General features: G+C 70.6%; 14 protein-coding genes. 7 read left to right on the forward strand and 7 right to left on the reverse strand.

The features are described from left to right. Positions 1-66 precede the first annotated feature (66 nt). On the forward strand, positions 67-879 hold the full coding sequence (locus ABGB12_RS10960) for a universal stress protein (RefSeq protein ID WP_347676608.1): 813 nt from the start codon (positions 67-69) through the stop codon (positions 877-879). 8 nt (positions 880-887) lie between these two features. Here ABGB12_RS10960 and ABGB12_RS10965 read toward each other — a convergent pair whose 3' ends face one another. Next, positions 888-1,712, reverse strand: a complete 825-nt coding sequence (locus ABGB12_RS10965) for a helix-turn-helix transcriptional regulator (RefSeq protein ID WP_347677705.1) — start codon at positions 1,710-1,712, stop codon at positions 888-890. A 326-nt stretch (positions 1,713-2,038) separates the two neighbouring features. Continuing rightward, complete coding sequence (locus ABGB12_RS10970; RefSeq protein ID WP_347676610.1) at positions 2,039-2,563, reverse strand: Lrp/AsnC family transcriptional regulator; 525 nt, start codon at positions 2,561-2,563, stop codon at positions 2,039-2,041. 130 nt (positions 2,564-2,693) lie between these two features. Here ABGB12_RS10970 and hppD point away from each other — a divergent pair, with 130 nt between their 5' ends. The 3 genes from hppD to fahA are packed head-to-tail and all read left to right on the forward strand — an operon-like array spanning position 2,694 to position 6,162. After that, positions 2,694-3,860, forward strand: coding sequence for a 4-hydroxyphenylpyruvate dioxygenase (gene hppD / locus ABGB12_RS10975; RefSeq protein WP_347676612.1), 1,167 nt, complete (start codon positions 2,694-2,696; stop codon positions 3,858-3,860). Positions 3,861-3,863: 3 nt separating this feature from the next. Continuing rightward, positions 3,864-5,033, forward strand: coding sequence for a homogentisate 1,2-dioxygenase (locus ABGB12_RS10980; protein WP_347676614.1), 1,170 nt, complete (start codon positions 3,864-3,866; stop codon positions 5,031-5,033). Continuing rightward, on the forward strand, positions 5,020-6,162 hold the full coding sequence (fahA, locus tag ABGB12_RS10985) for a fumarylacetoacetase (RefSeq protein WP_347676616.1): 1,143 nt from the start codon (positions 5,020-5,022) through the stop codon (positions 6,160-6,162). The genes ABGB12_RS10980 and fahA overlap by 14 nt, the downstream gene beginning before the upstream one ends. Here the strand turns inward: fahA and ABGB12_RS10990 are convergent. Genes ABGB12_RS10990 through ABGB12_RS11000 form a run of 3 tightly spaced genes read right to left on the reverse strand, consistent with a single transcriptional unit; the run spans position 6,152 to position 7,517 of the window. Continuing rightward, positions 6,152-6,445, reverse strand: coding sequence for a hypothetical protein (locus tag ABGB12_RS10990; protein WP_347676618.1), 294 nt, complete (start codon positions 6,443-6,445; stop codon positions 6,152-6,154). The genes fahA and ABGB12_RS10990 overlap by 11 nt on opposite strands. A gap of 32 nt (positions 6,446-6,477) precedes the next feature. After that, positions 6,478-6,933, reverse strand: a complete 456-nt coding sequence (locus ABGB12_RS10995) for a PaaI family thioesterase (protein WP_347676620.1) — start codon at positions 6,931-6,933, stop codon at positions 6,478-6,480. A gap of 38 nt (positions 6,934-6,971) precedes the next feature. Then, complete coding sequence (locus ABGB12_RS11000; protein ID WP_347676622.1) at positions 6,972-7,517, reverse strand: TetR/AcrR family transcriptional regulator; 546 nt, start codon at positions 7,515-7,517, stop codon at positions 6,972-6,974. Between the two features lie 90 nt (positions 7,518-7,607). Between ABGB12_RS11000 and ABGB12_RS11005 the strand changes: the two genes are divergently transcribed. Next, a complete protein-coding gene (locus tag ABGB12_RS11005) occupies positions 7,608-8,054 on the forward strand; it encodes a nuclear transport factor 2 family protein (RefSeq protein ID WP_347676624.1) in 447 nt (148 codons plus the stop codon). Position 8,055: 1 nt separating this feature from the next. On the opposite strand, the gene ABGB12_RS11010 is transcribed toward ABGB12_RS11005, so the two are convergent. Together ABGB12_RS11010 and ABGB12_RS11015 are read right to left on the reverse strand one after the other, a co-directional pair. Continuing rightward, positions 8,056-9,072 (reverse strand): acyl-CoA desaturase, encoded by a 1,017-nt coding sequence (locus ABGB12_RS11010; protein ID WP_347676626.1) that lies wholly within the window; start codon positions 9,070-9,072, stop codon positions 8,056-8,058. 140 nt (positions 9,073-9,212) lie between these two features. Then, positions 9,213-9,701, reverse strand: coding sequence for a MarR family transcriptional regulator (locus tag ABGB12_RS11015; protein ID WP_347676628.1), 489 nt, complete (start codon positions 9,699-9,701; stop codon positions 9,213-9,215). A gap of 130 nt (positions 9,702-9,831) precedes the next feature. On the opposite strand from ABGB12_RS11015, the gene icmF reads away from it, so the two are divergent. After that, positions 9,832-13,038, forward strand: coding sequence for a fused isobutyryl-CoA mutase/GTPase IcmF (gene icmF / locus ABGB12_RS11020; RefSeq protein WP_347676630.1), 3,207 nt, complete (start codon positions 9,832-9,834; stop codon positions 13,036-13,038). Positions 13,039-13,112: 74 nt separating this feature from the next. Beyond that, entirely contained in the window at positions 13,113-14,171 is a 1,059-nt protein-coding gene (locus ABGB12_RS11025) for an exo-alpha-sialidase (RefSeq protein ID WP_347676632.1), read from the forward strand. The last annotated feature ends 67 nt before the right edge of the window (positions 14,172-14,238 follow it).

The following is a 14,238-nucleotide window of genomic DNA, read 5'->3' on the forward strand; positions in this document are numbered from 1 at the left end:
CGGCGGCCCGCCCCGATCGTCGTCGGTCTCCCCGCTGGGTAGGAGAGCGGGGAGACGGAGGCGCTGATGGAGGAGATCCTGGTCGGCGTGGACGGGTCGGAACCCGGAAACGCCGCGCTGGAATGGGCGGCGGTGCAGGCCGGACGGCGCGCGGCACGGCTGAGGCTGCTGCACGCGGCCGGCCCGGCCGACGGGTACGAGCTGATGGAGGACGCCGCCGCGCTGGCCCGCAGAGCCGCGGAACCGGCCGATCTCGTCACCGAGGTCCTCCCGGGACATCCGGGCCGGGTGCTGCTGGAGCGGGCCGCAGGAGCGGATCTGGTGGTGCTGGGCACGCACGGGCACGGTTCGGTGGCCAGCCTGATGGCCGGTTCCGTCGCGCTGGCAGTGGCGGGCTGCTGCCCCGTCCCGGCGGTGCTGGTCAAGACGGACGCCTCCGCGCTGCACGACGCGCCGGTCGTGGTGGGGGTGAGCGCCGAGCCGTCCGCCGCGGTGCTGGGGGCCGGCTGCCGGGAGGCCCGGCTGCGCGGCCTGGCCCCCCGTCTCGTCCACGCCTGGTTCCAGCCTCCGGTGGAGGGCTTCGGCGCCCCCGCCTGGGTCCCGCCTCTGGACACCGCTCCGCTCCTGGAGGGGGTGCGCGAGCACCTGTCCCGCGAGCTGGAGCCCTGGCTGTCCGGCCGGCCGGACGCGGCGCTGGTCGTCGCGCAGGGGTTCGCCCACGACGTGCTGCTGGAGGCGTCGGCAGAGGCCGGGCTGCTGGTGCTGGGACGGCACGAGCGGCCCGGCTGGCGACTGCGCGCGCTGGGCGCGACCACCCGGGACCTGATCAGGGACGCCCCCTGCCCGGTCATGGTGGTCGGGGAGCCGTCTCCCGCCTGAGGGGAGGCTCAGCCGGAGCGGCCCAGCACCCGGGAGAGCATCTCGCGGGAGTCGCCCGGCTGGGCGGCCTCCAGGGCGAGCCGGTTCATCACCTGGAGGTAGCGGTCGATGTCGGCCGGCTTGTCCAGGTACAGGGCGCTGGTGAGCTGCTCGAGGTAGACGATGTCGGGCAGCGTCTCCTCGGGGAAGCGCAGGAGGCTGAAGGCGCCGGAGACCGCCGCGTGCCCGCCCGCGTTGAAGGGCAGCACCTGGATGGTGACGTTGCGGCGTCCGCTGAGGTCGATGAGGTGCTCGACCTGTGTCCGCATGACGGACTTGCCGCCGATGGGGCGGCGCAGCGCGTTCTCGTCCACGACCGCCCACACGCGCAGGTCGCCCGCGAGGAGCCTGCGCTGCCGGCGCATCCGCAGCTGGACGCGCCGCTCGAGCTCCTCGCCGGAGATCTCGGGGAAGCCCAGCGGGATGAGCGCCCGCGCGTAGTCCTCGGTCTGCAGCAACCCGGGGATGAACTGCAGCTCGTAGGTGCGGATGATGGAGGCCGCGCCCTCGAGGCCCATGTAGACCTCGAACCAGCCGGGCAGCAGGTCGCTGTAGTTGTACCACCAGCCGGGCTCGTTGGCCTTGCCCACCAGGTCCAGGATCGGCGCGCGCTCGGCCTCGTCGATCACGCCGTAGAGGGTGAGGAGGTCGGCGACGTCGCGCTCCTTGAACCCCACCCTGCCGAGCTCCATACGGGAGATTTTGGAGTGGGAGGCGCGGATGGTGTAGCCGGCCTTCTCCGCGGAGATGCCCTTCTCCTCGCGCAGTCTCCGCAACTGGGCGCCGAGCATCATGCGCAGCACGGTGGGCCCGCCGTCGAGCGGAGAGGGATGGCCCTCCGGATGGTCCGGAAGACTCGCTGAAGCGTTCACACGAGACCTGCCTGATCGGGGGAATGCGTTGCTTTCCTACATGATCGTTACCCGCGAGGCAACCTTACCCGGCAGTTGTAAATGGAGCGTGACATTGAAGACTACCGAGACGTTACGTGAATCGCCAGAGCCCCAGGTCAGGTTCGATCTCACTGGTATCTCATACTGGTGAAGTATGGAATATGCCGTGGTCGTCGGTAAGGAGCCCCGACGGCGCTGTGGAAGCCGGGTGCAGGCGGCGACGCTCGTCACGGCCTGATCTCGCTGCGGTAGGAGGGGGCGCGGGACGGCTGGGGGCGCTCCACCGATTCCAGCAGGGGCAGGACGCGGGGTGCGACCACCTCCGACAGCGCGATGACGCTGGTGGTCCGCACCACGGCGGGGATGCGGTTGAGGTCCAGCAGAGCCTTCTGCAGCCCCTCGTGGGAGGGCGCCGCCAGTCGGCAGTGCAGGTCGTCCTGGCCGGTGGTGGCGTGGGCCTCCAGGACGGCGGGCAGGGCGCGCAGGCGGTCGGCGACCTCGGCCAAAGCGCCCTGGGAGATCTGCAGGGTCACGAACGCCAGGACCGGATAACCGGCCTTCGGGAGGTCGATCTGCGGGGCGTGGCCGCGGATCACGCCCGCCTCCTCCAGCCGTTCCAGCCGGGCCTGGACCGTCACCCGGGAGGTGCCGGTGATCCGGGACAGCTCCAGGAAGCCGGCGCGGGGGTGGTCGCTCAGCGCGCGCAGGAGCCGGATGTCGAGTTGGTCGAGAGTGACGGGCAGGTTGGGCATATTGGACACTTGACGACCACCTGAACCCTATTTTGCTTTCCATTCTGCACAGCTGATGTCAGACAGCTTGTCATCCTGGGTAGACAGGGGTCAAGGTGGGCCGCATCCGGTACGGAGAGGGAGGCGCACCATGACCCAGCTGAGCCGCTCTGCTGACGAGGACGTCCTCATCGGAGCCGTTCCCCACGACTTCTCCGCGGACCCCTTCCCGGTCAGGGGCCTGGACCACGTACGGTTCCTCGTCGGCAACGCGCGGCAGACCGCCCACTACTACTCCACCGCCTTCGGCATGAGCTGTGTCGCCTACCGGGGCCCGGAGACGGGCTGCCGCGACTACGCCGAATACGTCCTGGCCTCGGGCAGGGCCCGGTTCCGCATCACCGGAGAGGTCCACGCGGGCACCGAGGTGGGAGCCTCGGTCGCGGCGCACGGAGACGGCGTCAGCGACCTGGCGCTGGAGGTCTCCGACGTGGACGCCGCCGTCGAGCACGCCCGGAGCCAGGGCGCGCGGATCCTGGAGGAGCCCTACGAGCTCTCCGACGACCACGGCGTCGTCCGGCTGGCCGCTCTGGCGGCCTACGGCGACACTCGCCACACCCTGGTCGACCGGTCCCGCTACGAGGGTCCCTTCCTCCCCGGGTTCGTCGTGTCAGGACCGCTGTTCCAGGGGCTGACCGATCATACGAAGCACTACTTCCAGGCGATCGACCACTGCGTGGGCAACGTCGAGCTCGGCCGGATGGACGAGTGGGTGGACTTCTACCGCCGCGTCATGGGCTTCACCAACATGAAGGAGTTCGTCGGCGACGACATCGCCACCGAGTACTCGGCGCTGATGTCCAAGGTCGTGGCCAGCGGCGACCACCGGGTGAAGTTCCCTCTCAACGAGCCCGCCCTGAGCCGGCGCAAGTCCCAGATCGAGGAGTACCTGGAGTTCTACGGCGGGCCCGGCGTCCAGCACGTCGCCCTGGCGACCTCCGACATCGTGACGGCCGTCAGGGAGATGCGGGCGATGGGCGTGCAGTTCCTGGAGACGCCCGACGCCTACTACGACACCCTCGGTGAGTGGGTGGGTGACACCCGTGTGCCCGTCTCCACGCTGCGGGAGCTGCGGATCCTGGCGGACCGGGACGAGGACGGCTACCTCCTGCAGATCTTCACCAAGCCGGTCCAGGACCGGCCGACCGTCTTCTTCGAGCTCATCGAGCGGCATGGTTCGCTCGGCTTCGGGAAGGGCAACTTCAAGGCGCTCTTCGAGGCGATCGAACGGGAACAGGCGAGGCGGGGGAACCTCTGACCCATGGCGTACTACCGGCGGATCGGAGAGGTCCCGGACAAGCGGCACACCCAGCACCGCGGGCCGGACGGGACGCTTTACCGCGAGGAACTCGTGGGCGAGGAGGGTTTCAGCGCGGACTCCTCCCTGCTCTACCACCGGGGCAACCCCTCCGCGCTGTCGGACGCCCGCCCCTGGGATCCGCCCGCCGAGGGCTACCGCCGCAACCATCCGCTGCTGCCCCGGCACCTGCGCCCCTACGCGCTCTTCCCCGAGGGAGGGGAGGGGACGGACGCGGTGACGGGGCGGCGCGTCCTGCTCGGCAACGCCGACGTGCGGATCTCCTACGTCGTGGCGGACACCCCGTCACCCCTCTACAAGGACGCCGTCGGCGACCAGTGCGTGTACGTGGAGGAGGGCGAGGCGGTCGTCGAGACGGTGTTCGGCGCGCTGAACGTCTGGTCGGGCGACTACGTGATCCTTCCCAGGGGGACGATCCACCGCTGGCTCCCGTCCGGGCGGGTCCGGCTCTACTGCATCGAGGGGGCTGGCCACATCGGCCCGCCGAGCCGCTACCTGTCGCGTCAGGGCCAGTTCCTCGAACACGCCCCCTACTGCGAACGCGACCTGCGTGCCCCCGCCGAGCCGCTGCTGCGGGAAGGCCGGGACGTGGAGGTCCATCTCAGGCACCGGGGAGGCGGGACGGTCCACGTCCACTCCACCCATCCGTTCGACGTGGTCGGCTGGGACGGCTGCCTGTACCCCTACGCGTTCAGCATCCACGACTTCGAACCCGTCACGGGCCGCGTTCACCAGCCTCCTCCCGTCCACCAGGTCTTCGCGGGGCGTAACTTCGTGGTCTGCAACTTCGTGCCGCGCAAGGTCGACTACCACCCGTTGGCGGTCCCAGTCCCCTATTCGCATTCCAACGTCGACAGCGACGAGGTCATGTTCTATTGCGGAGGTGACTACGAGGCCCGCCGGGGCTCGGGCATCGAGCGGGGGTCGATCTCGCTGCACCCCGGAGGGCACACCCACGGCCCGCACCCGGGGGTGCCCGAGCGTAGTCTCGGCCTGGAATCCGTCGACGAGCTGGCGGTCATGGTCGACACCTTCGCCCCGCTGGAACTCGGCGAGGGCGGATCCGCCTGCGAGGACTCCGACTATGCCTGGACGTGGGATGTTCGACGCTGAGACCCTTCCCTACGGTGTGTTCACCACTCTCGACCGGCCCGGTGTCCGCCGGGTCGGCGTCGCGGCGGAGGACGGGATCCTCGACCTGTCGCAGGCGCACGTGCCGCACCCCGCGCTGTTCGCCTACGGCACGCTCGACCCGTTCCTGGTCGCGGGCCCCGAGGTGTGGGACGAGGTGCGCGAGGCGCTGCTCGGCGGGCTGCGCGGCCCGTACGTGCCGATGTCCGAGGCGACGCTGCACCTGCCGTTCTCCGTCGCCGACTACGTGGACTTCTATGCCTCCGAGCACCACGCCGCCAACGTGGGAAGGATCTTCCGGCCGGGAAGGCACCCGCTGACCCCGAACTGGATGCATCTGCCCATCGCCTACCACGGGCGGGCCGGCACGGTCGTCGTCTCCGGGACCGAGATCCACCGCCCGTCGGGGCAGTTCCGGCCGGAGGGCTCGGTGGAGCCGTTCTTCGGCCCGACCCGGCGGCTGGACTTCGAGGCCGAGCTGGGGTTCGTCGTCGGAGCCCCCAGCGCGATGGGCGCGCCGGTGCCCGTCTCGGACTTCGCACGGCATGTCTTCGGGGTCTGCGTGGTCAACGACTGGTCGGCCCGCGACCTGCAGTCCTGGGAGTACGTGCCGCTGGGGCCGTTCCTCGGCAAGTCGTTCGCGACCTCGGTCAGCCCGTGGGTCGTGCCGCTCGCGGCGCTGGACGGCTTCCGCGTCCCCGCCCCGTCGGGGGAGACCCCGCTGCTGCCCTATCTGCGCGAGACCGAGGACCGGGGCCTGGACCTGACCCTGGAGGTCGAGCTCAACGGCCAGGTGGTGTCGCGGCCGCCGTACTCCGCCATGCACTGGAGCCCGGCCCAGATGCTGGCCCACCTGACGGCGAACGGCGCCTGCCTGCGCCCCGGCGACCTGTTCGCCTCCGGGACGGTCAGCGGACCGGGCCCGGACGAGGCGGGTTCGCTCATCGAGCTGACCGCCGGGGGAGAGAAGGGCCTGGTCCTGCCCGACGGTTCGGTGCGCACCTGGCTGGAGGACGGCGACGAGGTGAGGATCTCCGCGGCCCTGCCGGACGGCCGGTTCCTGGGCTCGGTGAGCGGACGGATCGGCAGGTCCGCCCCGGTCACGGTCTGAGCGCGTCCTTCCGCCGCCTGGCCATCTGCTCCAGCGCCGCGACGCACGCCAGGACGATGCCGATGTCGTCGATGAGGACGGGGTCGGGCAGGAGGTCGACCGGGCTGAGCGCGTAGATCCAGGCGGCGTAGTAGGCGGCCTTGGCGGTGCCGGGGGAGCCCGGCGAGTGCACGAACCCCCGCAGCCTGCGCAGCCGTCTCAGCACCCGGACGACGACGTACAGGGTGACCAGCACGACGACGGCGCCGGCCGCGATGAGCCAGGGCAGGTTTCCGTCCAGCAAGATCGCCTCCTTCGAGGGCACCCGTGGAGGTTTTACCCAACCTTGGGGGGAATCACCCGGTAAACATGCCATCCTTCGGCGATCAGCTCGCCCTCGGAGTCGCGGACCTCGGCCTGGCAGAACACCGTGGACTTGCCGCGCCTGGTGATCCAGCCCTCGGCGATCAGATCGCGCTCCCGGGCCGCCCCCAGGTAGCGCAGCTGCATGTCGATGGTGAGCATGATCGGCACCTGCGGGTAGGCGCTGCCGACGGCGGGGACGACCACGGTGTCGATGAGGGTGGCGATCGCCCCGCCGTGCACGACCCCGGCCGGCTGGTTGAGCTCGGGCCGGTAGGGCAGGCGCATCCGCGCGTAGTCCGTCCGGACCTCCTCGATCAGCAGCCCCACGAAGCCGGCGAAGTACTTGGCGTTCCGCTCGCCGTTGAAGAAGCCCTTCCAGTGTTCTTCCTGGTTCCCGGGGAGGGGTTCGTGCAGATGCGCGCGCACCGTTCACCTTCTACATCATCAGTGACAGACCGGACAGGTCATACTCGCACGTCGGGCAGGGCCAGCCGCAGGGCGGCCCCCGCGGCGTTCGGACGGCCCAGCATCGCGGTCACCGTGGCGCCGTCCACCAGGATGAGCAGCTGGTCGGCCCGCAGGTCGGGATCGGGCGCCCCCTCCCGTACCGCCAGTTCCCGCAGGTAGGCGTGCAGCCGGTCCTTGTGGCGGCGGACCGGCCGGACGACCTGGTCGCCGAGCTCGCCGAAGGCGTTGAGGAACGCGCAGCCCCGGAAGTCCTCGGAGCCGAACCACTGCACCAGCCAGGCGAAGACCTCCAGGACGCCGCCGTCGCCGACGAACGTCCGCAACGAGGAGAGCCAGCGCTCGTCGCGCCGGTCGAGATAGGCGGCGACCAGGGCCTCCTTGGACGGGAAGCTCTGGTAGAGCCGTTTGAGCGACACCCCGGCGGCCGTGCGCAGCTCGTCCATGCCCACGGCCTGGATGCCGCGGGAGTAGAAGAGGCGCTCGGCGGCGTCCAGGACGCGCGTCTCGTGATCGCTGCCGCCGCTGATGTCCACAGGTTCCATGCGGATCGCCCTTGCACTGGAGAACGGTCGTTCTCTACTCTACCGGAGAACGACCGTTCTCCGTATCGTCCGCTGCCGAAGGGAAGACGCATGAAGCCCCCGTTCACCGAAGAGTCGGCCAGGGCCAAGGTCCAGGCCGCCGAGGACGCCTGGAACACCCGGGACCCCGAGCGGGTCTCGCTCGCCTACACCGAGGACACCGTCTGGCGGAACCGCTCGGAGTTCGTCACCGGCAGGACCGAGGTGGTGGGCCTCCTCACCCGCAAGTGGGAGAGGGAACTGGACTACGCCCTGCGCAAGGAGCTCTGGGCGTACGGCGACACCCGGATCGCCGTACGGTTCCAGTACGAGTGGCATGACGCCGAGGGCCGCTGGTGGCGCAGCCACGGCAACGAGCAGTGGGAGTTCGACGCCTCGGGTCTGATGCGGCGCAGGGAGGCGAGCATCAACGACGTGCCCATCCGCGAGGACGAGCGCCGGATCTTCGGGCCGCGCCCCGAGTCGGAGCGCGGCGTGGACGTGCTCCCGGTCCGCTGAGTCAGGCCACGGAGTCGAGGTAGCGCAGGGCCTGGGCGTAGGAGGCGACCAGACCCGTCTCGGTGTAGGGCAGTCCCAGCTCGGCGCAGTGGGCGCGGACCATGGGCTGCACCTCGCGCAGGGCGGGGCGGGGCAGGCCGGGGAAGAGGTGGTGTTCGACCTGGTAGTTGAGGCCGCCGAGGAGCCAGTCGGTGACCCGGCCGCCCCGGATGTTGCGGGAGGTGAGCACCTGGCGGCGCAGGTGGTCCCAGTCGTCGTCCGGGCCCGGCATCGGCATGCCCTTGTGGTTGGGCGCGAACGCGCAGCCCAGGTGGAACCCGAACAGGCCCTGGTGGGCGGCGATGAAGACCACCGCGACGGCCGGGGGCATCAGCAGGAAGGCCAGGGCCAGGTAGCCGACGAGGTGCAGGGCCAGCAGGACGCCTTCGACGCGGCGCTCACGCGGGTCGCGGTTCTTCAGGTCGCGGATGCTGGAGACCTGCAGGCTCAGCCCCTCCAGCAGCAGCATCGGGAAGAAGAGCCGGGCCTGGTTGCGGCTCAGCCAGCCCAGCACCCCGCTGCTGCGCTCCGCGGCCTGCTCGGGCGTCCACACCAGGGCGCCGGCCCCGACGTCGGGGTCCTTCTCGGCGTGGTTGGGGTGGGCGTGGTGCAGGTTGTGCTTGGCGTTCCACCAGCCGTGGCTCATCCCCAGCATGAGGTCGCCCAGCAGCAGGCCCAGCCTGCGGTTGGTCCTGGCGGACGAGGCGATCTGCTTGTGGCCGGCGTCGTGCCCGAGGAAGCCCGTCCTGGAGGAGAGGAGCGCGGCGGGGACGGCCAGCAGGACCGACCACCAGGAGCCGGTCAGGGCCACCCCGACCCAGACGGCGGCGGTGCCCAGCAGGTTCAGGGCGATCGAGGCGGTGTAGTAGCCGGTGCGGCGGCGCATCAGTCCGCTCTCGCGGACCCTTCGGGCCAGCGGGGTGAAGTCGCTGCCCCTGGCGGAAGCGGGGAGCACAGGGGGAAGCTCGGTCGTCGTCATGTTCCTCCTCGGGAGACCTGAAGTCCGACGTTACGGAGCCGAAGATCGCGGGCGGACCGGTCGTGAGAGCCAATCGAGGACTGGCTCTCAGGAGGGTGGACACCTCACTCTCAAGGACTAGGTCCTCGGGGGGTGGGGGTTCATTCGACGTCGTCGACCGAGGCACGCAGTGTGTGCAGGACGCTGGTGACGGCCCGCGCGTCCTCCTGGCTGAGCCCGGGCAGGGTGAAGCGGGCCCGGTGCATGGTCTCGGTGGCCTCCTCCGCCAGGGCGCGGCCCTCGGGGGTGAGGGAGGCCAGGACGACCCGGCGGTCGTGCGGGCTGGGGGAGCGGGTGACCAGGCCGCGCGCCTCCAGCCGGCTGATCACGTTGGTGACACTGGCGGGGTGGACCAGCAGGCGCTGTCCCATCTTGCCCATGGGCAGCGAGCCGGTGCTGCTGAAGGCCAGCAGGCGCAGCGCCTCGTAGGCGGCGAAGGTCAGGCCGTGCGGTTTGAGGATGTTCTCGATACGGCTGAGCAGCAGCTGCTGGGCGCGCATGACCGAGGTGACCGCGGCCATGTGGTCGGCCTGGTCGGGCCAGCGGGCGCTCCACTGTCGGTGCGCCTCGGCGAGGGGATCGAAGGTCACGGCTCCACCGTAGGGGAGGGGGCCGGTTGACGGCCCGCCTGTTCTAGAATTACTTTAGCTTCAAAATATTGGACTTCAAAGCTCTTGGCTTCCAAGTCCTTCGTCCAGACGGGAAACCGGAGGGTTCGCAATGGATCTGCACAGGCCGCGGCACCCGGTGCGGTTCGTGACGGCGGCGTCGTTGTTCGACGGGCACGACGCGTCGATCAACATCATGCGCCGCATCCTGCAGGCGCAGGGCGCCGAGGTGGTGCACCTCGGGCACGACCGCTCGGTACGGGAGGTCGTCGCGGCCGTCGTGGAGGAGGACGCCCAGGGTGTGGCCGTCAGCTCCTACCAGGGCGGGCACGTCGAGTACTTCGAGTACCTGGGGCGGGCGCTGAAGGAGGCGGGCGCCGACCACGCCAAGGTCTTCGGCGGCGGCGGAGGCGTGATCGTCCCGGCCGAGATCGAGCGGCTGGCCGCGGCCGGGGTGCGGATCTTCTCCCCCGAGGACGGGCAGCGCCTCGGCCTGCCCGGCATGATCAACGAACTGGTCAGGGACTGCGACGTCGACCTGGCCGAGCGGCCCGCGCCGGCCGAGGCGGTGCTGGCGGGCGAGCGCGCCGCGCTGGCCCGCACCATCACCTGCCTCCAGCAGGGGGCCCCGCTGGACCCGGCGCTGGCCGGGGCCGCCCGCAGGGTGCCGGTACTGGGCATCACCGGCACGGGCGGCTCGGGCAAGTCCTCGCTGACCGACGAGTTCCTGCGCCGGCTGCGCGTCGATCAGCAGGACAAGCTGCGCGTGGCGGTGCTGGCCGTCGACCCGACCCGGCGCCGCGGCGGCGGGGCGCTGCTGGGCGACCGCATCCGGATGAACTCCCTGGACGGCGACCGGGTCTTCTTCCGCTCGCTGGCGACCCGGGGCGGCCGGGAGCTGCCCGAGCACATCGAGGCGATCATCACCGCCTGCAAGGCCACGCATGATCTGGTGATCCTGGAGACCCCGGGCATCGGCCAGGGTGACGCCGCGATCGTCCCGTATGTGGACGTCTCGTTGTATGTGATGACGCCGGAGTTCGGCGCGGCCTCCCAGCTCGAGAAGATCGACATGCTGGACTTCGCCGACGTGGTGGCGGTCAACAAGTTCGAGCGCCGGGGCGCGGCGGACGCGCTGCGCGACGTCTCCCGCCAGATGATCCGCAACCGCGAGGCGTTCGGCTCCAGGCCGGAGGACATGCCGGTGTTCGGCACCAGCGCCGCGACCTTCGACGACGACGGGGTGACCGCCCTCTACCAGCATCTGCTGGGGCTGCTGGCCGGCAAGGGGCTGCCGGTGGAGGAGGGCGTGCTGCCCCGGGTGGAGGTCAAGGCCAGCACCCGGACCGCGCAGATCATCCCGCCCGCCCGCATCCGCTACCTGTCGGAGATCTCCGAGACCGTCCGCGGCTACCACGCCGAGACCGAACGGCAGGCCGAAGCCGTCCGCAAGATCCAGCACCTGGGCACCGCGCGGGCCGCGCTGGAGGCGGGCTCCGGCGACGCGGCCCGGCAGGTGGAGGCGCTGATCACCGAGGCCGAGCAGGACGTCTCGCCCGAAGCCACGGGCCTGCTGGCCGAGTGGCCCGAACGCGTCGCCTCCTACACCGGCGACGAGCACGTCTTCAAGGTGCGCGATCGGGAGGTGCGGGTGGCGCTGACCCGTGAATCCCTGTCGGGCAACAAGATCCCGCGGGTGGCGCTGCCGCGCTTGGCCGACCACGGGGACCTGCTGCGGTTCCTGCGCTCGGAGAACCTGCCGGGCTTCTTCCCTTTCACCGCCGGGGTGTTCCCCTTCAAGCGCGACGGCGAGGACCCGGCCCGGATGTTCGCCGGCGAGGGTGACCCGTTCCGCACCAACCGCCGCTTCAAGCTCCTGTCGGCCGACGCACCCGCCACCCGCCTGTCGACGGCGTTCGACTCCGTCACCCTGTACGGCCGCGACCCTGACGAGCGCCCCGACGTCTACGGCAAGGTCGGCACCTCGGGTGTCTCCGTGGCGACCCTGGAGGACATGAAGGCCCTCTACGCCGGGTTCGACCTGGCCTCGCCCACCACCTCGGTGTCGATGACCATCAACGGCCCGGCGCCGACGATCCTGGCGTTCTTCCTCAACACCGCGATCGACCAGGGCCTGGAGGCCTTCCGCACCGAGGAGGGGCGGGAGCCGTCGCAGGAGGAGGCGGCCCGGATCCGTGCGGGCGTGCTCCAGACGGTGCGCGGCACGGTGCAGGCCGACATCCTCAAGGAGGACCAGGGCCAGAACACCTGCATCTTCTCCACGGAGTTCTCCCTGCGCATGATGGGCGACATCCAGGAGTGGTTCATCGCCAACCGCGTGCGCAACTTCTACTCCGTCTCCATCTCCGGCTACCACATCGCTGAAGCCGGCGCCAATCCCATCAGCCAGCTCGCCTTCACCCTCGCCAACGGGTTCACCTACGTCGAGGCCTACCTCGCGCGCGGGATGGACATCGACGACTTCGCGCCGAACCTGTCGTTCTTCTTCTCCAACGGCATGGACCCCGAATACAGCGTGCTCGGCCGCGTCGCCAGAAGGATCTGGGCCGTCGCCATGCGGGAGCGCTACGGCGCCGATGAGCGCTCGCAGAAGCTGAAGTACCACATCCAGACCTCGGGCCGCTCCCTGCACGCCCAGGAGATGGACTTCAACGACATCCGCACCACCCTGCAGGCCCTCATCGCCCTCTACGACAACTGCAACAGCCTGCACACCAACGCCTACGACGAGGCCGTCACCACCCCGACCGCCGAATCGGTGCGCCGCGCCCTGGCCATCCAGCTGATCATCAACCGGGAATGGGGCCTGGCGATGAACGAGAACCCCCTGCAGGGGTCGTTCATCATCGACCAGCTCACCGACCTCGTCGAAGAAGCCGTCCTCACCGAATTCGACCGCATCAGCGAACGCGGAGGCGTCCTGGGCGCCATGGAGACCGGCTACCAGCGCGGCCGGATCCAGGACGAGTCGATGCTGTACGAGCAGCGCAAGCACGACGGGACACTGCCCATCATCGGCGTCAACACCTTCCGGTCCCCGGACACGCAGGCCTCTCCGCCCGTCATCGAACTGGCCCGCGCCACCGAGACCGAGAAGCGCTCGCAGCTCACCCGCGTCCGCGACTTCCAGGCCGGGAACCGGGCGGAGGCCGAGGCCGCGCTGGCGCGGCTGAAGCAGACCGTCCGCGAGGGCGGCAACGTGTTCGCCGAACTCATGGACACCGCCCGCGTCTGCTCCTTGCAGCAGATCACCGACGCGTTCTTCGAGGTCGGAGGCCAGTACCGGCGCAACGTCTGACTGCGGAAAGTGACGGACCGGAGGCGCTCGGCCAACTAGGCTCGGGCGGAAACGAACCCGTCCGGGAGGTCGCGATGTCCGTCCTGCTCGCCATCGGAACCGTCAAGGGCCTTTTCCTGGCCCGCAGTGAGAACCGGCGCACCTGGGAGGTGGAGGAGCCGAGGTTCCCGATGTCGGAGGTCTACAGCCTCTGCTTCGACGGGCCCCGGCTCCTGGCCGGGCTGAGCGACCCGGTCTACGGGCCCGTCGTGTCGGCGAGCGAGGACGGCGGCGCCACCTGGAACGAGCTCGGCCGTCCCGTCTTCCCCGAGGACACGGGCACCTCGCTGGAACGGGTGTGGCAGCTGGCGGTCGGGCCGTCCGGGCGACTCTACGCCGGCACCCAGCCGTCCGCCCTGTTCACCTCCGACGACGGGGGCCGGACGTTCGAACTCGTCAAGCCGTTGTGGGACCACCCGCACCGGCCGCGCTGGGAGGCGGGGTTCGGCGGGCAGGCCATCCACACGATCCTGCCGCACCCGGAGGATCCGTCCGAGGTGCTCGTGGCCATGTCCACGGGCGGGGTCTACCGCACCCGTGACGGCGGAGACTCCTGGACGGCGTCCAACACCGGCGTCCAGGCCGACTTCCTGCCCGACCCCCAGCCGGAGTTCGGGCAGTGCGTGCACAAGGTCGCGCGGGACTGCGGGGACCCGCGACGGCTCTACCTGCAGAACCACGGAGGCGTCTACCGCTCCGACGACGGCGGTTCCACCTGGGTGTCCATCGCCGACGGGCTGCCCGGCGACTTCGGGTTCGCCATGGTCGCCCACCCGCACCGCCCAGGGACGATCTACACCTTCCCCATCAACGGGGACGAGCGCGGACGCTATCCCTGCGATCACCGCTGCCGGGTGTTCCGCTCCCGCGACGCCGGAGCCTCCTGGGAGGCGCTCACCGAGGGCCTGCCCCAGGAGTCCTTCTACCCGTCGGTCCTGCGGGACGCCATGTGCGCGGACGACGCCGCCCCCGCCGGCGTCTACTTCGGCAGCCGGTCCGGCGAGGTCTTCGCCTCCGCCGACGAAGGCGGCTCCTGGACGACCGTCGCCGCGCACCTGCCCGACGTCTGCTGTGTGCGGGCGACGACCGTGTGACCCCGCACGCCGCCCGGCCCCTCGATCCTGCGGGGCCGGGCGGCGTGCGGGGTCTTGCGTGGGCCGG

The organism is Actinocorallia sp. B10E7 (assembly GCF_039871655.1).
Taxonomy (GTDB): domain Bacteria; phylum Actinomycetota; class Actinomycetes; order Streptosporangiales; family Streptosporangiaceae; genus Actinocorallia.